General features: G+C 68.8%; 17 protein-coding genes. 2 read left to right on the forward strand and 15 right to left on the reverse strand.

The features are described 5' to 3' along the window. Positions 1–8 precede the first annotated feature (8 nt). Positions 9–464 (forward strand): DUF350 domain-containing protein, encoded by a 456-nt coding sequence (locus M8859_RS01870; RefSeq protein ID WP_159919976.1) that lies wholly within the window; start codon positions 9–11, stop codon positions 462–464. An 82-nt stretch (positions 465–546) separates the two neighbouring features. Here the strand turns inward: M8859_RS01870 and M8859_RS01875 are convergent, their stop codons facing one another. The 12 genes from M8859_RS01875 to M8859_RS01930 form a co-directional block, all read right to left on the reverse strand. After that, entirely contained in the window at positions 547–735 is a 189-nt protein-coding gene (locus tag M8859_RS01875; RefSeq protein WP_159919978.1) for a hypothetical protein, read from the reverse strand. Positions 736–833: 98 nt separating this feature from the next. Further along, entirely contained in the window at positions 834–2,963 is a 2,130-nt protein-coding gene (locus tag M8859_RS01880) for an amylo-alpha-1,6-glucosidase (protein WP_321209520.1), read from the reverse strand. Next, positions 2,960–4,156: a glycosyltransferase family 4 protein gene (locus M8859_RS01885; protein WP_195070563.1), complete on the reverse strand. Its 1,197-nt coding sequence runs from the start codon at positions 4,154–4,156 to the stop codon at positions 2,960–2,962. The genes M8859_RS01880 and M8859_RS01885 overlap by 4 nt, the downstream gene beginning before the upstream one ends. Before the next feature lie 363 nt (positions 4,157–4,519). Continuing rightward, entirely contained in the window at positions 4,520–5,629 is a 1,110-nt protein-coding gene (locus M8859_RS01890; RefSeq protein WP_159919980.1) for a winged helix DNA-binding domain-containing protein, read from the reverse strand. A gap of 88 nt (positions 5,630–5,717) precedes the next feature. Continuing rightward, entirely contained in the window at positions 5,718–7,301 is a 1,584-nt protein-coding gene (locus tag M8859_RS01895; protein ID WP_249643639.1) for a PstS family phosphate ABC transporter substrate-binding protein, read from the reverse strand. A gap of 65 nt (positions 7,302–7,366) precedes the next feature. Continuing rightward, complete coding sequence (locus M8859_RS01900) at positions 7,367–8,428, reverse strand: PHP domain-containing protein (protein ID WP_223512592.1); 1,062 nt, start codon at positions 8,426–8,428, stop codon at positions 7,367–7,369. A gap of 3 nt (positions 8,429–8,431) precedes the next feature. Next, a complete protein-coding gene (locus tag M8859_RS01905; RefSeq protein ID WP_159919982.1) occupies positions 8,432–9,013 on the reverse strand; it encodes a dihydrofolate reductase family protein in 582 nt (193 codons plus the stop codon). Positions 9,014–9,077: 64 nt separating this feature from the next. After that, positions 9,078–9,938, reverse strand: a complete 861-nt coding sequence (mutM, locus tag M8859_RS01910) for a bifunctional DNA-formamidopyrimidine glycosylase/DNA-(apurinic or apyrimidinic site) lyase (RefSeq protein WP_195070436.1) — start codon at positions 9,936–9,938, stop codon at positions 9,078–9,080. Position 9,939: 1 nt separating this feature from the next. After that, positions 9,940–10,653, reverse strand: a complete 714-nt coding sequence (gene rnc / locus M8859_RS01915) for a ribonuclease III (protein ID WP_249643640.1) — start codon at positions 10,651–10,653, stop codon at positions 9,940–9,942. A 22-nt stretch (positions 10,654–10,675) separates the two neighbouring features. Beyond that, entirely contained in the window at positions 10,676–10,858 is a 183-nt protein-coding gene (gene rpmF, locus M8859_RS01920; RefSeq protein ID WP_014987105.1) for a 50S ribosomal protein L32, read from the reverse strand. A 52-nt stretch (positions 10,859–10,910) separates the two neighbouring features. Beyond that, a complete protein-coding gene (locus M8859_RS01925) occupies positions 10,911–11,540 on the reverse strand; it encodes a YceD family protein (RefSeq protein ID WP_195070561.1) in 630 nt (209 codons plus the stop codon). Positions 11,541–11,638: 98 nt separating this feature from the next. Next, positions 11,639–12,385, reverse strand: a complete 747-nt coding sequence (locus M8859_RS01930) for a DivIVA domain-containing protein (RefSeq protein ID WP_159920344.1) — start codon at positions 12,383–12,385, stop codon at positions 11,639–11,641. A gap of 387 nt (positions 12,386–12,772) precedes the next feature. On the opposite strand from M8859_RS01930, the gene M8859_RS01935 reads away from it, so the two are divergent. Next, a complete protein-coding gene (locus M8859_RS01935) occupies positions 12,773–13,291 on the forward strand; it encodes a GtrA family protein (protein WP_195070435.1) in 519 nt (172 codons plus the stop codon). A gap of 34 nt (positions 13,292–13,325) precedes the next feature. On the opposite strand, the gene coaD is transcribed toward M8859_RS01935, so the two are convergent. The 3 genes from coaD to M8859_RS01950 are packed head-to-tail and all read right to left on the reverse strand — an operon-like array spanning position 13,326 to position 17,828. Beyond that, positions 13,326–13,811, reverse strand: coding sequence for a pantetheine-phosphate adenylyltransferase (coaD, locus tag M8859_RS01940; protein WP_159919988.1), 486 nt, complete (start codon positions 13,809–13,811; stop codon positions 13,326–13,328). Between the two features lie 52 nt (positions 13,812–13,863). Further along, positions 13,864–14,427, reverse strand: coding sequence for a 16S rRNA (guanine(966)-N(2))-methyltransferase RsmD (gene rsmD, locus M8859_RS01945; protein ID WP_195070434.1), 564 nt, complete (start codon positions 14,425–14,427; stop codon positions 13,864–13,866). Continuing rightward, on the reverse strand, positions 14,424–17,828 hold the full coding sequence (locus M8859_RS01950; protein ID WP_249643641.1) for a pyruvate carboxylase: 3,405 nt from the start codon (positions 17,826–17,828) through the stop codon (positions 14,424–14,426). The genes rsmD and M8859_RS01950 overlap by 4 nt, the downstream gene beginning before the upstream one ends. Between the last annotated feature and the right edge of the window lie 145 nt (positions 17,829–17,973).

Consider the following 17,973-nt stretch of genomic DNA (forward strand, 5'->3'; position numbering starts at 1 on the left):
GGATCAAGATGACCGCAGTCGCCCTGGAATCGGGGTACTGGAGCTCGCTGGGCGAGGGTGTGGGAGCGATCGTCCTCTACGCCCTCATCGGCTTGGTGCTCATGCTCGTCGGCTTCTACGCCATCGACCTGACCACGCCGGGCAAGCTGCGGAAGCTGGTGATGGCGGGCAAGCCGAACGCCATCATCGTCACCGCCGCGGGCATGATCAGCATGGCGTTCATCGTCGTGCTCGCCATCTTCGCCGTGGGCGGCGGCGGCAAACTCTCCGAGGGCTTGATCGCCGCGCTGGTGTTCGGCTTGGTCGGCATAGTCGCCCAGGTCATCTCGGTGCGCGTCATCGAACGGGCCATCGGCATCGACATCGGCAACGCACTGCACGCCGACACCTACACCACCGAGGTACTCGTGGTGGCGGCAGCGCATTTCGCGCTCGGGCTCGTCGTCGCCTTCGCGATTCTGTAGGCGTCACCGCGGTCCGCGAACCTCATCGGGCGGGAGGATCATCCCCCGTCCGATGGCCGCGTCCTGCCGCGAAACCGCTGGATCAGGGCTCGTCCGCGTGGTCGAGGCAATACGCCGCCGCGGCAAGGTATTGGCGACACTCCGGACCGTGACCGGCATGCACGCTGCGGATGAACAGCGCGCGATCCAGATCGAGATCCGTCGAGGGCTCCGCGGAACAGTCCCGGTGCTGGGACCGCCACAAGTCCTGTGTATCCAGCGATGTCTGCATCGTGCACCTCCCGTTGCCTGCATATCAGTGCGAGAAGGCTTGCCAATGTCTCTACGCCGGAGGCATACCCGCTCGGGGCTCTCGGCAACCGATGCGCGTCACCGGGTTACCATTCGCCAGTCGTCGGGTAGGCGCGCCGCGGTGATCTGCGCTCCCTCGGCCTCCAGGTCGACAGTGGTCGCACCGAGCCGCAACGCGCGCAAGGAAATCTTGCCCCACCGCGCCGGCAGCTGCGGTCGAACAGTGAGCGTCCGGTTCGGAGCGTCGGGATCGAGGCCGAGGAACGAGCGCACCAGCAACAGCGGCGCCGCGCTCGCCCACGCCTGCGGCGAGCAGGACGTCGGATACGGCACGGGCGTGGCGAACCGCGATCGGGGAAAGCCGCAGAACAACTCCGGCAGGCGGCCGTCGAACACCGCCGCCGCGTCCAGCAGACCGGTGGCCAGCCGAGTCGCCAGTTCGACCGCACCGGGAACGTGCCGGTAGCGCAACAGACCCGCCACCGCGATCGCCGTATCGTGCGGCCACACCGAGCCGCAGTGGTAGCTCATCGGGTTGTAGGCGCCCATGTTCGACGCCAGAGTGCGCAGCCCGAAGCCGGAATCCATCTCCGGACCCGCCATCCGCGAGACCAGTTCGGCCGCGTGCTCGTCGGTGGCGATGCCCGACCAGAGGCAGTGTGCGGCGTTGCTGGTCAGCGCGTCGACCTGACGCTTGCCGCCGTCCAGCGCCACGGCGTACCAGCCGCGGTCGGGCAGCCAGAACTGCTCGGCGAACTTGACGCGCAACTCCGCGGCGCGTTCCCGCAGCTGACCCGCCAGCCGCAGGTCGTCGAAGGCCTCGGCGAGTTCGGCCCGGGCGAGCATCGCGGCGTGCACGTACCCCTGCACCTCGCACAGCGCGATGGGCGCCTCGGCGATATGGCCGGTGGCGTCGTTGATTCCGTCGAAGCTGTCCTTCCACCCCTGGTTGATCAGGCCGCGGTCGGTGGCGCGGCGGTACTCGACGAAGCCGTCGCCGTCCCGGTCGCCGTAATCGGTGATCCAGCGCAGCGCCGCGTCGGCGGCGGGCAGCAAGTGCCGGATCACCTCCGAATCGCCGCCCCAGCGATGGCATTCGGCCAGCAGCATCACGAACAGCGGTGTGGCATCAGCGGTCCCGTAGTAGATGTTGCCACCGAACACCTGGCCGCCCGCCGGTCCACGGCGCATCTCGTGCATGATGCGCCCCGGTTCCTCCTCGGTGAGCGGATTGACCTCCTGCCCCTGCAGTTCCGCGAGCTGCTGGAGCGTGCCGAGCGCCAGGTCGACTTCCAGCGGCAGCGCCATCCACGCGGTGAGCAGGCTGTCACGGCCGAACAGGGTCATGAACCACGGCGCGCCCGCGGCGACGAACGGCCGGGCGTCGCCGGATTCGTCGTGCATCTGCAACGCGCCCAGATCGCTTTCGGTGCGCCGCAGCACCCGGGTGAGCGCCGGGTCGGACGCGGCGATGTCGGTGGCGGTGTCCCGCCAGGCCTCGATCTTGCGGCCCGGCGCGCTGACCCCGTAGTGCTCACCCGGTGAGATGGCCTGAAATCGCTGGTTGCCCACCGTCGGCTGGGCGATGATCTCGGTTTGCCAGGATTCACCGACGGGCACGATCACCCGCCACACCAGCGAACCCGGCATGACCTCGGGTTCCACGGTCGCCGAGATCGAGATCCCCCGGCTGCGGTCGGCGTGATCGTGCAGCACCAGCTCACCGTCGGCCACCGTCACGTCGGCCCGCGAATGCCCGGCACGGCCTTCCTTCACCGCGAACAGGTCGACGAAGTCCGCGTCCACGTGCAGTTCCAGTAGCACGGCCGTGGGTTCGCGGCCCATGTTCTCCAGCGTGATCAGCTCGTGCATGCCGTCGGCCACGATCCGTTCGCGCACCACCAGCAGCGTGCTGTCGGCCAGGCCCGCCTGCGGCGGCCTGCGCAACACGAACCTGGCGGCGAACGCCTCTGGACTCAGCACCGAAAGCGGCTCGGCGGGTCTGCCGTTCACCAGCAATTCCCACCGCGACAGCACCCGCGCGTCCCGGAAGAACAACCCGTGCGGCTTGCCCGTCTCGACATCGCCGAGCCGATTGGACAGGCAGAACGTGCCGCCTTCGACGAGGGTGACCGAGCCGCACCCCCCGAACCCGGTCGGCTCACCGGAGTTCAGGGGGGCGGGGCCCAACGGTGCGGTACCGGTCACGCCAGTCCGCTCGCCGCGATCCTGACCGGGGCGGGCCCCGGCGTCGTGGCGTCGAGCGGCGCGGCGGTGGGCACCGCGATGTCCAGCGGCGCGGCGCCGAATCGCTTCTTGGAGCGCAGTAGCCGGCGATACACCTGTTCGTAACCGAAGCCCAGCGTGTCGGAGCCGAATTTGGCCTGCACGTGGGCGCGGCAGGCGTACGGATCCATCGCCCGGACCTCTTCGATGGCCGTAGGCAATTCGGCGGGGTCCTCGCAGATGCGGCCGGTCACGCCGTCGACGATCACCTCGGACACCGCCCCGCCGCGCAGCGCGACCACCGGCGTGCCACAGACCATGGATTCGATCATCACCATGCCGAACGGTTCCTCCCAGCGAATCGGGAACAACAGGCAACGCGCATTCGCGAGCAGCTTACGCTTGGCCGCCGCGTCGGCGAGACCGAACACGTGATCGTTTTCCGTCAACAGCGGGCGCACCTTCGCCTCGAAGTATGCCTGCTCGGGACGTTCACTGCACTTACCCGCGAGTACCAGCGGGATGCCCGCGTCGTGCGCGGCCTCCAGCGCCAGGTGCGGGGCCTTGCACTCGTTGAACCGGCCGAGGAACAGCGCGTAGTCGTCCTTCTCGACGCGGAACGGCCAGTCGTCGACGTGCAGCGCATTGTGCACGCGTCCGGTCCAATTGAGCCCCGGCGCGAGTTCACGCTGGCGGTCGCTGATCGCCACCAGCGCCACCTCGTCGCCCAAATCCTGGTAATAGCGATAGATGTCGTCCTCCACCGGCCCGTGCACGGTCAGCACCGTCGGCAGGCCCATGCTCTGGAAGACCGACGCGTTGAGCGGTCCGGCGAAAGTGTGGTCGTGCACCAGGTCGATACCCGATGTCGCAGCGAGTTCCTCGATGGCGCGGCGCACTCGCAACGCGTGCACGACCTCGGGGAACGGCTCGCCCAGGCGCTCTGGCAGCGCGCGGTCCCACACCGGCACGAACTTGGCCTTCGTCCCCGGCTCCCCCGCGCCCAACAGAGTGACGTCGTGGCCACGGGCCACCAATGCGTCGACCAGATCGGCGACCACGGCCTCGACACCGCCATATGCCTTGGGCGGGACGTCGAAGTACGGCGGCACCACCATCGCGATACGAAACGGGCCGCTGGAACGATCTGTCGACAGGTAGTCGGACGACGGCATCTCCGAATCGGACGACGCCTGCGCGGAAATAGGCACGGAAAGCGCGCTCATGACCCTCCTTCCAGGGACAACCAAGTAGCACTCGCATTCACCCAGCACTCGGAGTACCGGGCGCCGAACTGAACTAAGTGGCCGCCGCGGCGGGGGTGAAGACCTAGCTGCACCGCCGTCCATGGGGCTTGGTTGGCCTGGTCACGCCTCCGGCATGAACAGGGGGGCCGAGTGGGAGGTACCTCAGGCGGGATCCTTCAAACCAAACAGTTCGGGAAAAATCGCGCCACCCAGCGTTCGTTCAGCAACCGATGGGTAGTCCGGTGGCCCTCCTTTCGGCCGGACACCGGACGACCGATCGGATCCGGCGTGTCATGCCTCGATGACAACCCGCGGGTCGCGGTCCGGCGTGATAGCATCGCCGCCCGCCACGATGAACGCCAGCAGATCTTCCGCCTCGGCGCGCACCGCCGCCTCGTCGGCCGCCGACAACGGGTGCCAGGGCACGACGCGCAGCGTGGCGCCGTCGAGCGACCAGCGGCCGTGGACGAAACCGTCGACCAGGTACACGGGTACGCCCGCGGACGCCTCCGCGGCGGTGCGCTTGCGGTCCTCCTCGCTGATGATCCTGCGGCGGTCCTTGTGGCCGAGCACCGCGTTGTCGAAAGCGGGCAGAAAGCGCACGGGCACAGGCAGATCCGGCTCGGCCAGCGGCGCGTCCGGCAGGTCGAACAACACGCGGTGACGGTCGTCGGTGAACACCCGCAGCCGCTCGCGCAGGTCGTCGACGACCTCCGCGAGCCGGGTGATGCCCGCCCACGCCTGCATGTCGGCCACCGTGGCCGGACCGAACGCGGCCAGGTAGCGCAGCACCAGCGTCTGTGGCCGCGGCGCCGTGGCCATCGGCGCGCCCGTCCACTCCTCGGCCAACCCGACCGTGACGTACCGATTGCGCCACCGTCCCCACGCACCGGTCTCCGGGCCGTGCGTCAACGGGACCAGCAACTCGACGGTCTCGGCGAGTCTGCGCGTGTGCCGGTCCGGGAAGCGCTGGGCCAGCGCTTCACCCAGTTCCCGGCGGCGCAGCCGCTGTCCGGCCAGCAGTTCGCGTCCGGCGGCGGCGAGTTCGTCCAGGTCGACACCGTCGATCTCGTCTCGGTAGTACGACGCCTTCAGCGCGGCGTCGACCACCGGCTGCACCGTGGGCCGCAACCAGCGGAAGTCCGCGGCGTCGGCGAGGTGCACGGTCCGGCGGATCATGGTGGAGCGCACCAATCGCCGATCACGCAGCAGCGCGGCCAGATCGTCGTGCCGGAACCCCGCCAGACGCGACCACAACCCCACATAGGGCCAGTTCGGCTCCTGGCCTTGCACCGCGACCAGATGCCGGACGAGTTCGAGCGGGGGCAGCGCCACCCGCTCCACCAGCTTCTGCCGGACCAGTAGCGTCCGATTCAGCTCGCGCAGCGTTAGTTCCGTCATGCGTCCATCCTCGCCCAGCCCACCGACATCTCGGTGCCGAGGCGACGCGACTCCGCCGTGCTGCGGGGGTGGGGGTACGGGCCGCCGGCTATTGATCCGGCAGGCACCGGCCGGGATCGGGCAGGTCGGCGCACGGGGCGTTGCCGTGCGCGCGCAGCACTTCTTTGCCCATCTGATCGGTCAGGAAGTGCAGAAAGCTCGCTGCCAGCGAGTCTCCGGGCAACTCGCCGTTGCTGTAGGCGTACTCGACGCCCCAGAAGGGGTAGGTGCGGTGGACAGCCGCGTCCCGGCCTGCACTCACACCGTCGATGGCCAGGGTCGGCAGCTTCGCCTCGACAGCCTCGGAGAACTCCGAATAGCCGATGGCACCCGGGATGTCGGCCACCGCTTTGCTCATGTCGGCCGTCACCTGCACTTCGCAGTGCGTGAGCGCGGCGGTGACCGTGCCCTTCAGCGCCGTGCAGCTGACGTGCGAGCGATCCGGCTGCGTGCCGTCGAGCAACCTGCGCTCGAACGTGTTTCGCGAACCGGAACCCGGTATGCGGTTGACCAGCACTACCGGCAGATCCGGGCCGCCCACCTCACGCCAGTTGCCGATCTTGCCCCGGTAGAGATCCTGGATCTGCGCGACGGTCAGGCCCCGGACCCCGACGTCGGGATGGACGATCATGGTGAACAGCGACAAGGCGAGCGGACGGTACACCAGTGCCGGATAACCGGCGCCTTTCGGACCGTCGCTGATGGCCAGCAGCCCGGAGTTCCCCGTGCCTTGCTCGGCCAACCGGTCCAGACCGCGTTCGGTCCCTTCGAATTCGAAGGCGAAATCCGCCCGGGTGCAACGCTTTCGGTACTGCTCGGCCGCCTCCCGGAGCACCGGGCCGAACGCCGAGGATCCGATCACGGTCAGCTTGCCCGACTCGCATTCCATCGGCGTCGGTGACGGCTCCCGCCAGACCACCACGAGCAGGAACCCGATGACCAGCACCAATGCCACCGTGAACACGACCAGCCGTCGGGAAGTGCCCGCCCGGGTCTCGATGATCCTGCCGCCTTTGATGCCGCCGCGCAGCACCGGATCCGGATAGTTCCCCGTGCCGCCGGAGCGTTCCAGGATGGCCAGGATCTTGTAGTGATCGCTCTTGCCGAGCGGCACCTTCGGCAGATCGATCACGCCGGTGGGGCCGCCGGCGTTCTCCTCGCGCACGTCGATGCCGGAGTTGCGGCCGAGGTGGTCGGCCAGCGACGAAGGGTCGCTCAGCTCGTTGACCGCCATGCCGATCACCCGCCGCTGTGCGAAGTGCAGGTGCAGACCGATCTGAGCGGTCGGCGCCGTGTAGTCCTCGGTGTCGATCCGGGTGATGCCCGCGTTCTCGATGCGCACCAGGACGACCGAGACGTCCTTCAGGTCCGGGGTCGCTCCGTCGGCGGCGGGACGCAGTTGCGTGAGCACACCGGGAAATCGGGACTCGATCTCGCCGGTGACCGGCGTATCCATCTGTACCCGGTAGCCGAGCCGTTTACGCCCGGCGAAGACGAACTCACGCAGGAAGGCGGCGACCGCTACGAGGAGGGCTACCACCGCCGCCGCGGTACCTATGAGTTCCAGAACGGTGTCGAGCGGCCAGTCGCCCACCAGATGATCCCACTCCCCGAGAAATCCATATGCCCTCATTCTCGGCGCCGATCACCTTCCGGCACACCGAGAGTCGAACTGTTCGGCAACAGTTAACCCCTCGGTCATACGCTCTCGCGAGTCCAGGCCAGCAGATCCGCCAAAGGCCAGGTGTTGATCACCCGTTCCGCCGCAACGCCGTTCGCGAGCGCGCGCTCACACCCGTACCCCTGCCAGTCGAGTTGTCCCGGCGCGTGCGCGTCGGTGTCGATCGAGAAGTGACAACCCATCTCGGCGGCCAGACGCAGCAATCGCGAAGGGGGATCGAGTCGTTCGGGCCTGCTGTTGATCTCCACGGCGGTGCCGTAGGTGCGACACGCCTCGAACACCACCTCGGCGTCGAACGTCGATTCCGGTCGGGTGCCGCGTCCACCCGCGACCAGGCGGCCGGTGCAGTGGCCGAGCACGTCGACATTCGGGTCGGCGACCGCGTGCACCATGCGCTTGGTCATGGTCGCGCTGTCGTCGCGCAGACGCGAATGGACGCTGGCCACGACGATATCCAGCCGCGCGAGCAGATCCGCCCGTTGGTCGAGGGCGCCGTCGTCGAGGATGTCCACCTCGATGCCGGTGAGGACCCGGAACGGCGCCATCCGGTCGTTGAGTTCGGCGACCACGTCCAGTTGCTTGCGCAGCCGGTCGGCGGACAGACCGTTGGCCACGGTCAAGCGCGGCGAATGGTCGGTCAGGGCACAGTATTCGTGCCCCAGCGCGGACGCGACCCGCATCATCTCCTCGATCGGACTGCCGCCGTCGGACCAGTTCGAGTGCGTGTGCAGATCACCGCGCAGACGCTCCCGCAACGGCTTGCCCGGCGCCCCGATCGGCTGCGCGGCAGCGCGCAATTCGGCCAGGTAGCGCGGCACCACACCCGCGTAGACCTGCTCGATCACGGCCGCGGTCTTGGGACCGATGCCCGTGAGCTCGGTCCAGTTGCCCGCCGCCCGGCGCGCCTCGCGCTCGTCGGCGGACAATCCCGCGACGACGTCGGCGGCGCGCCGGTAGGCCTTGACCCGGTGGGTTTCCGCCCGGGAGCGCTCCAACCAGAAACCGATCTCCCGCAGCGCCGCCTCCGGACCGGGCGCCGTGGCGCGGTCCGGTATACCACTGGGATCCGGGTCGGGCACGTGCTATCGCACCCGGCTGTATTTCACGAAGGCCACCCCGTCCTCGAACACCGTGCTGGTGATCACCCGGAACTTGGCCGGTTCCGGCAGCCGCGACCCGGTGCCGAACAGTGCCCGGCCCCGGCCGAGCACGATCGGATAGAGCTTGAGGAAGATCTGGTCGATTTCCGGCAGCAGCACCTGCGCCAGTTCGCCGCCGCCGCACAGCCAGATGCCCAGCCCGCTCTCCCGCTTGAGTTCACGGACCTTCTCGACCGGATCCCGGGAGATCAGCTCGACGGCCGGATCGGGACTCTCCGGCAGAGTGGTCGAGACGACGAACTGCCGCAGATGCGAGTAGGGGCTGGAGGTGCCGGTGCGGACGCCGAAGTCGTGCGTCTTGCGTCCCATCAGTACCGTGTCGAAGTAGCAGTTGCGCTCCTCCACCCCGATCGCCTCGCGCACCTTGGTCGGCAGGGTTTCGGGGTACTGCGCGTTGATCGACGGACCGTGATCACCGCCGACCGGGAAGAAGTCGACCGAGCCCTCTTCGGTGGCGATGAATCCATCGATGGTCGACGCGACGTAATAGGTGAGCTTGCGCATGCTTCCTTCCTCACGGTCGGGGTGACATTCCGAACCGCCCTGAGGAAACGGTAGCTCGCGCGAGCTAGCGACGGCGAGGCTTCGGCTGGCAGCGCGGGCAGGAGTAGGACGAGCGGTTCATGAACCGCTCCCGGATGATCGGCGCACCACACCGGCGACACGGCTCGTTCTCCCGACCGTATACGGCCAGGGACCGTTCGAAGTAGCCCGACTGGCCGTTGACGTTCACATAAAGTGCGTCGAACGACGTGCCGCCCGCCGCGAGCGCTTCGCCCATCACCGCGCTCACTTCGGCGAGCAACCGGCGCACCGCGGGCCGCGACAGCCCCGAGGCAGGCCTGCCACCGTGGATTCCGGCGCGCCACAGCGCCTCGTCGGCGTAGATGTTCCCGATCCCGGAGACGACGCCTTGATCGAGCAGGACACGCTTGATCTCACTCTGCTTGCCCCGGATGACGGCGACCACGGTTTCGATGTCGAAACGCGGATCCAGCGGATCGCGGGCGATGTGCGCGACCGGCTCCGGCACCAGGGTGCCGTCCACCTCGACCAGGGGCGCGAGCGCCCAGCCGCCGAAGGTCCGCTGGTCGACGAACCGCAACTGGGTGCCATCGCCGAAGGTGGCGCGGATGTGCGCGTGCTTCTCCAGCGGCGCGTCGGCGGGCTGGACCAGCATCTGACCGCTCATGCCCAGATGCACGACCAAAGCGGCTTCCGGGTCGTCGAAAGTCAGCCAGAGGAACTTGCCGCGCCGCTCGGCCGACTCGACCGTCAGGCCGGTCAGCCGCGCGGCGAGATCGGCGGCGCCTTCGAGATGGCGGCGCACCGAGCGGGGATGGGTGATCGCCACCGATTCGACGACCCGGCCGACCACATGCTCGGCCAGCCCGCGGCGTACGACCTCGACCTCGGGAAGTTCGGGCACGTCAGCTTTCGGCGGTCAGCGCCTCGTAGGCGGCCCCCGCGGCCTTCTGCTCGGCTTCCTTCTTGGACCGGCCGACGCCTTGCCCGTATGCCCGTCCGCCGATCACCGTGGTGGCGGTGAATTCCTTGTCGTGGTCCGGCCCGGTCGAGGTGATCTCGTAACTGGGCACACCGAGACCACGCTCGGCGGTGAGTTCCTGCAAGCTGGTCTTCCAGTCCAGGCCTGCGCCCATCCGTGGGCCGCGCTCGAGCAGCTCGGCGAACAGCCGCAACACCACGGCACGCGCCACCTCGATGCCGTGCTCGAGATGCACGGCGCCGAGCAACGACTCCATGCCGTCGGCGAGGATGCTCTCCTTGTCCCGGCCACCGGTGAGTTCCTCACCTTTACCGAGCAACAGGTGCGCACCGAGGCCGCCCTCGCCGAGGCTGCGGGCGACTTCGGCGAGCGCGCGCATGTTCACCACGCTCGCGCGCAGCTTGGCCAGCTCGCCCTCGCTTTTCGAGGGATGCTCGTGATACAGCCGTTCGGTGATGCTCAGGCCGAGCACGGAGTCGCCGAGGAACTCGAGACGCTCGTTCGTCGGCAGACCGCCGTTCTCGTACGCGTACGACCGGTGGGTCAGCGCGAGACGCAGCAGATCCGGATGTAGGTCGACGCCTAGCGCTGCGAGCAGGCTCGCGTGTTCACCGGACGAGTCGGGTTCGTCGGTCACGTCGCTACGACAGGTCGAACGATCAGACCGCTGCGGTGACCTGGCGGCCCTTGTAGGTGCCGCAGGACGGGCAGGCGATGTGCGGCAGCGTCTTCTCGCCGCAAGCGCGGTTCGGGCAGGTGATCAGGGTCGGCGCGGTGGCCTTCCACTGGCTGCGCCGCGACCTGGTGTTGGAACGGGACATCCGGCGCTTGGGAACGGCCACGACTACTTCTCCTCTGTCTGATTGCTCTGCCGGTTCGGCTGATCGGTCTTGCTCAGTGGTCTCGGTCGGCCGCACCGTCGTCGGGGCTGCCGGTGCCGGGCGATCCGGAGGCGAAGTTAGCCAGCCCGGCCCAGCGAGGGTCAAGTATCTCATGCCGGTGCTCGGATCCCGCAATCGCCATCCGGACGCCGCATTCCGGGCACAGTCCCGCGCAATCGGGCGTGCACAACGGCTGCAGCGGCAGTTCCAGCCCGACGGCGTCGATCACGACGGGCTCGAGGTCGATGAGGTCGTCGACCAGGCGGTGGACCTCGTCGTCCTCGGTGGTCTGCTCGGTGGTGCTGTCCGGATAGGCGAACAGCTCGGTCAGCCGCACGGCGACCTCGCCGGTGAACGGCTCGAGGCAGCGCGAGCACTCCCCCTCGATCGGCGCGGCCACCGTCCCGGTGACCAGCACTCCTTCGGACACCGCCTGCAACTGCAGGTCGAGCTCCACCTGCGCGCCCACGGGAACGGCGATCAGATCCAAACCGATCCGCTCCTGCGTGGTGACGGTGCGGCGCAGCTCGCGCATGGTCCCGGCCCTGCGGCCGAGGCTGCGGGCGTCCAGCACGAAAGCCGCGTCCGGCGACCGGCGCTTGGCCGATCGGGGACGCGACGCGGAACCGGAACCGGCGGACATCACGAACTCACTCACGATCGAGGGGATATGGGCAACCACCCAACAATACGCGACCGGGTGGCGCCCACCCAAACGCGGCTGATCATCGCCGCGTAGCGCTACCTGCGGAATTCGTCGGCGTAGTCGGGCACTCCCGCCCCGGTGCGCAGCTGGTGACGCCCGCGCCCGACCGTGCGCAGCGTGCTGGCCAGCGTCTCCTCGAAATCAGCCAGCCGGGAGTCGACGTAGTGGTCGCATTCCTCGCGCAGGCGATCCGCTTCGGCGTGGGCGGCATCGATCACCCTGGCCGATTCGGCGTGCGCGGCGCGGACCACCTCGGTCTGGGCGACCAGCCGCTCCTGCTCGGCGAGACCTTCGGCGACGGAGCGATCGTAGGCGGCCTTGCCCGCCTCGATCATCCGCTCCGACTCGATCCGCGCCCGGCCGGTCACCGCCTCGTATTCCGCGTTGCCGTCGGCCACCACGCGATCGGCCGCCTCCTGGGCGGAGGCGACCAGGTGATCGGCGTGTGCGCTCGCCTCGGCCACCATCCGGTCGGCGTGGGCCTTGGCGTCGGCCAGGATGCGATCGGCTTCCTCGCGCGCCGAGCTGATCGTGCGCTCGGCCTGGTCGTTCGCGCCGGTCACGGTGGCCTCGGCCGCGGTCCTGGCATCGGAGACGATCTTGTCGCGATGGTCGAGCACGTCCTGGGCGTCGTCCAGTTCGCCGGGCAGCGCGTCCCGGACGTCGTCGAGTAGTTCGAGCACGTCGCCGCGCGGCACGATGCAGCTGCGGGTCGGGGGGATGCCGCGCGCCTCTTCGACGATGGCGACCAGTTCGTCGAGCGCTTCGAATACGCGATACATGCTCACTACCCTCCTGCGGACTCACGGCGAAACTCTCCGCCCGCAGCCCAGTGTGCCCCTCGTCACGGCTCGTGCCGAGTCACTTTCCGGTGTGTCGTGCCAGTGTCTCGCACGCCACACAAGTCAAGTGGAGACCGCCTCTCCGCTTCGTGTTACATTTTTCTGGAAGGTCGGATCAAGATCTTCAGCACCAACCGCGGCCATGCCCGACCGCGGACGAGGAAGCCGGAGGTGTGGACAACCCGCCGTCGAGTGTCGACAGGCTCCGACAGTCAGCGAACGCCGAACGCGCGCCACGAACGGAACCCGCCGAGAGTCGACGGTGGAAGCAAGCGACCACCATCGCTGTTGTCCCCGCCGAAGGCTGATGTTCGGATCGGAAAGACGATGACTGTTCTGGAACTACCGCGACCGGCGGCAGTGAGCGCCACCAGCTTCTTCGTGCCGTGGGCCAATCTCTACCCGGTGCTGCCGAGGACATCGGTCGCGACCAGGTTCGGACAGCTCGCCCACTACCTGCGCGGCGACCGCGCCTTCGCCCAGCTGATCCGGTTCGCGCTGGTCGGCGGCTCCAGCAACGTCGCCTACGTCCTGCTGTTCTTCGCCATGCACGGCGTCGGACCGCTGGTCGCCAACGTCGTGGGCTCCGTGGTCAGCACCGTGATCGCCAACGAACTGCACCGTCAGCTCACCTTCCACGCCGCGGGCCGCGTCGGCTGGTTCACCGCACAGTGGGAAGGCGGCGGACTCGCGCTGGTCGGTCTGGGCATCACCACCGCGGCGCTGGCCTCGCTGGGCGTGTGGGCGCCCGGCCTCGGGGACACCGCCCAGGCCGCCGCCGTCCTGGCGATCACCGCGGCCGTGGGTGGCATGCGCTTCCTCGCCCTGCGCGGCCTGGTGTTCTAGGGTCCGGCGCGGGCTCTCGCCTTCGCGCCGGGTATCAGCTCTTACGCTCGGCCAGCCGGTCGACCAGGCGCTTGTGCACCGACGGGGGCAGCATGTCGCTGACGTCGCCCCCGTACGCGGCTACCTCCTTGACCAGGGAGCTGGACAGGAAGCTGAAAGACGGATTGGTGGCGATGAAGAAGGTGTCCACGCCGGAGAGCTTCTTGTTCATCTGCGCCATCTGCAGTTCGTAGCCGAAATCGCCCGCGTCGCGCAGGCCCTTCACGATCGCGGTGATGCCCTGCTCCCGCGCGAAGTCGACCGTCAACCCCTGCCATGACTCCACCCGGACGTTGCCGAGGTGCGCGGTCGACTCGCGCAGCATCTCCATGCGCTCCTCGACGGTGAACATGCCCTGCTTCTTCGGGTTGATCATGACGGTGATGACGACCTCGTCGAACTGGGCCGCTGCCCGGGTGAAGACGTCGAGGTGTCCATAGGTCACGGGGTCGAACGATCCGGGGCACAGTGCTCCTGCCATGAGCCGACGCTAGCAGGGCGAGCCCCGCGCGGCACGCAGGGCCGGACCGCGCCTACCCGTCCGGATCGAACTCCGCGAGATCGATCCGGGTTTCGCCGTACCGGCGCGACTTGGCCGGGAGGAAGCCTGCGGGCCAAGCCGTTTCGGGCGAGCGCGACGAACGCTCCAGCACGACCAACGCCCCCGGACGCAGCCAACCGTGCTCGGTCAGTGCGTGCAGGTCGGCCAGCACGGCAGCGTCGTCCACCGCGTAGGGCGGGTCGGAGAACACGACGTCGAAGCCGCCCGCCCCGCCCAGCCGCAGCACACTGGCCACCGTCGCGACCCGCAGTTCGGCGCCGGGCAGCCCCAGGTCGGCGATGTTGCCGCGCACCACGGCGGCCGCCTTGCGGTCGGACTCGACGAGCAACGCGTGCTCGGCGCCACGCGAGAGCGCCTCCAGCCCGAGCGCGCCGGACCCCGCGTACAGGTCCAGGACGCGCGCGCCCGCGAAGTCCAGCCGGGCGTCCAACGCGCTGAACAGCGCCTCCCGTACTCGGTCGGAGGTCGGTCGGGTGCCGGACGGCGGCACTCGAAGGCGCCGCCCGCCCGCCGTACCCGCGACGATCCGCGTCATCCGGCGGACGACTCCCGTACCGCCAGCTCGATGAGCAGGTCGCCGCCTTCGACCTGTTGCACGGCGCCGATGGCGACCCGGCCGACGGTGCCCGCGCGGGGCGCGGTGATCGCGGCTTCCATCTTCATGGCTTCGATGGTGCCGATGGTGTCGCCCGCGGCGACCGAATCACCTTCGGACACAGCGAGTGTCACGACACCGGCGAACGGCGCGGCGATGTGGCCCGGGTTGGTCTTGTCGGCTTTCTCGGCGGCCGGGATCTCGCTGGCGATGGACCGGTCGCGCACCGAGACCGGACGCAGCTGCCCGTTGAGGATGCACATCACCGTGCGCATGCCGCGCTCGTCGGGTTCGGAGATGGCTTCCAGGCCGATGAGCAGGGTGACGCCCTTCTCCAGTTGCACCCGGTGTTCCTCGCCGCGGCGCAGGCCGTAGAAGAACTGGTTGGCCGACAAGCCGGAGGTGTCGCCGTACTTCTCGCGGTGGGCGAGGAATTCGGCGGTGGGGCCGGGGAACAGCAGCCGGTTCAACGTCGCGCGCCGCTCTTCGGAGCTACCGGCCAACCCCTTCTCGTCCGCCGGGGTCAACGGGGTTTCGGGTTTGGCCGCGCCGCGCCCGGCAAGCGCCTTGCTGCGGAACGGCTCGGGCCAGCCACCGGCAGGAGTGCCGAGTTCACCGCGCAGGAACCCGATCACCGAGTCCGGGATGTCGAAGCGGCCGGGGTCGGCGGCGAAGTCCTCGACCGAAACATCGGTGCCGACCAGCGCCAACGCCAGGTCGCCGACGACCTTCGAGGACGGGGTGACCTTCACCAAGCGGCCCAGCAGCCGGTCGGCTGCGGCGTATTTCGCCTCGACCTCCTCGAACCGGTCACCCAAGCCGAGCGCGATGGCCTGCTGACGCAGGTTGGACAACTGCCCGCCGGGGATCTCATGGGTGTAGACCCGGCCGGTAGGCGCGGGCAGCCCGGACTCGAACGGCGCGTACACCTTCCGCAGCGCTTCCCAGTACGGTTCCAGATCGCAGACGTTCTGCAGGTTCAACCCGGTGTCGTACTCGCTGTGCGCTGCCGCGGCGACGATCGCCGACAGCGCGGGCTGGCTGGTGGTGCCCGCCATCGCGGCGCTCGCGCCGTCGACCGCGTCGGCGCCGGCCTGCCAGGCGGCCAGGTAGGTGGCCAGCTGCCCGCCCGGGGTGTCGTGGGTGTGCACGTGCACCGGCAGATCGAAATTGCGGCGCAACGCGGTAACCAGTGTGGTCGCGGCGGGAGCGCGCAACAGTCCGGCCATGTCCTTGATCGCCAGCACGTGCGCGCCCGCGTCGACGATCTGCTCGGCCAGTTTCAGGTAGTAGTCCAGGGTGTAGAGCGATTCGTCCGGATTCGACAGGTCCCCGGTGTAGCTGATCGCCACTTCGGCGACGGCGGTGCCCGTTTCGCGCACCGCGTCGATGGCCGGGCGCATCTGGTCGACGTTGTTGAGGGCGTCGAAGATGCGGAAGATATCGATACCCGTCGCGGTCGCCTCGGACACGAACGCTCGGGTCACCGCCTCCGGGTACGGGGTGTAACCGACGGTGTTACGGCCACGCAGCAGCATCTGCAGGCAGATGTTGGGGATCGCCTCCCGCAACGCCGCCAACCGCTCCCACGGATCCTCGTACAAGAACCGCAACCCCACGTCGTAGGTCGCCCCACCCCAGCACTCCACCGACAACAACTCCGGGGTCAGCCGCGCCACATGCCCCGCCACACCCAGCAGGCCGTTGGTGCGCACGCGAGTGGCCAGCAGCGACTGGTGCGCGTCCCGGAACGTGGTGTCGGTGACGCCGACCGCCTTCTGCTCACGCAAGGCCCGAGCGAAACCCTCCGGTCCCAGCCGCAGCAGCCGCTGCCGGGAGCCGTCCGGCGGCGGCACGCTCAGATCGATCCCGGGCAGCTTTTCGTGCGGATACATCGTGGTCGGCCGCTCACCGTGCGGCTTGTTCACGGTGACATCCGCCAGGTAGTCGAGGATCTTGGTGCCGCGGTCGGCGGACCGGCGCAGCGTCAGCAGCTGCGGGCGCTCGTCGATGAACGAGGTGGTGACCCGGCCCGCCTTGAAGTCGGGATCGTCCAGTACCGCGAGCAGGAAGGGAATGTTGGTCGCCACACCGCGGATGCGGAATTCCGCCAGTGCCCGGCTCGCCCGCGCCACCGCCGCACCGAAGTCGCGGCCACGGCAGGTGAGCTTGACCAGCATGGAGTCGAAGTAGGCTCCGATCTCCGCACCCAGGTTCGCGCCGCCGTCGAGGCGGATACCCGCGCCACCCGGCGTGCGATAGGCGGTGATGCGCCCGGTGTCGGGACGGAAGCCGTTGGCCGGGTCCTCGGTGGTGATCCGGCACTGCAATGCCGCGCCCCGGATCGTCACCGCGTCCTGGCTCAGACCCAATTGCTCGAGCGTCTCCCCCGCGGCGATGCGCAGCTGCGACTGCACCAGGTCCACATCGGTGATCTCCTCGGTGACCGTGTGCTCCACCTGGATTCGCGGGTTCATCTCGATGAAGACGTGGTTGCCGCGCTCGTCCAGCAGGAATTCCACAGTGCCCGCGCACGAGTAACCGATCTGCCGGGCGAAGGCGACCGCGTCGTCGCAGATCCGTTCCCGCAGCGCGGGATCCAGATTCGGGGCAGGCGCGAGCTCGATCACCTTCTGATGCCTGCGCTGCACCGAACAGTCCCGCTCGAACAGGTGCATGACGTTGCCGTGCCGGTCGGCGAGGATCTGCACCTCGATATGGCGTGGGTTCACCACCGCCTGCTCCAGGAATACCGTCGGGTCACCGAACGCCGACTCCGCCTCCCGCGACGCCGCCTCGATCGACTCGCGCAGCTGCTCGGGAGCGGCGACCCGGCGCATGCCGCGCCCGCCGCCGCCCGCGACCGCCTTGACGAAGATCGGATACTCCAGCTCCCGCGACGCGGCCAGCAACTCCTCCACGTCCGACGAGGGCGCGCTCGAGCGCAGCACCGGCAGGCCTGCGGCCTTGGCGGCCTCGATGGCGCGCGCCTTGTTCCCCGCCAGCTCCAGCACCTCGGCCGACGGGCCGATGAAGGTGATGCCCTCGCGGGCGCAGGCCGCCGCCAGGTCCGGGTTCTCCGACAGGAACCCGTAGCCCGGATAGATCGCGTCCGCCCCCGCCGACTTGGCCGCCGCGATGATCGCCTCGATCGACAGGTAAGCCCGCACCGGATGGCCGGGCTCCCCGATCTGGTACGACTCCGCCGCCTTCAACCGGTGGACCGAATTGCGGTCCTCGTGGGGGAACACGGCGACCGTCCCGATGCCGAGTTCGTAAGCCGCGCGGAAGGCTCGAATGGCGATCTCGCCACGGTTGGCAACCAAGACTTTCGAGAACATTGAACTAAGGTACCCGGCTGCGTGAACCGCACCGACACGCAATCCCCCTTCGTAAACCTCTTCACAACGCCGACTAACACCGTTGCGAAGTTGCGTTCATCGCGCCGACACATGGGCGGCGCGCCGGCAACCGGTGTGCTGTCCG

Source organism: Nocardia sputi, from assembly GCF_023501985.1.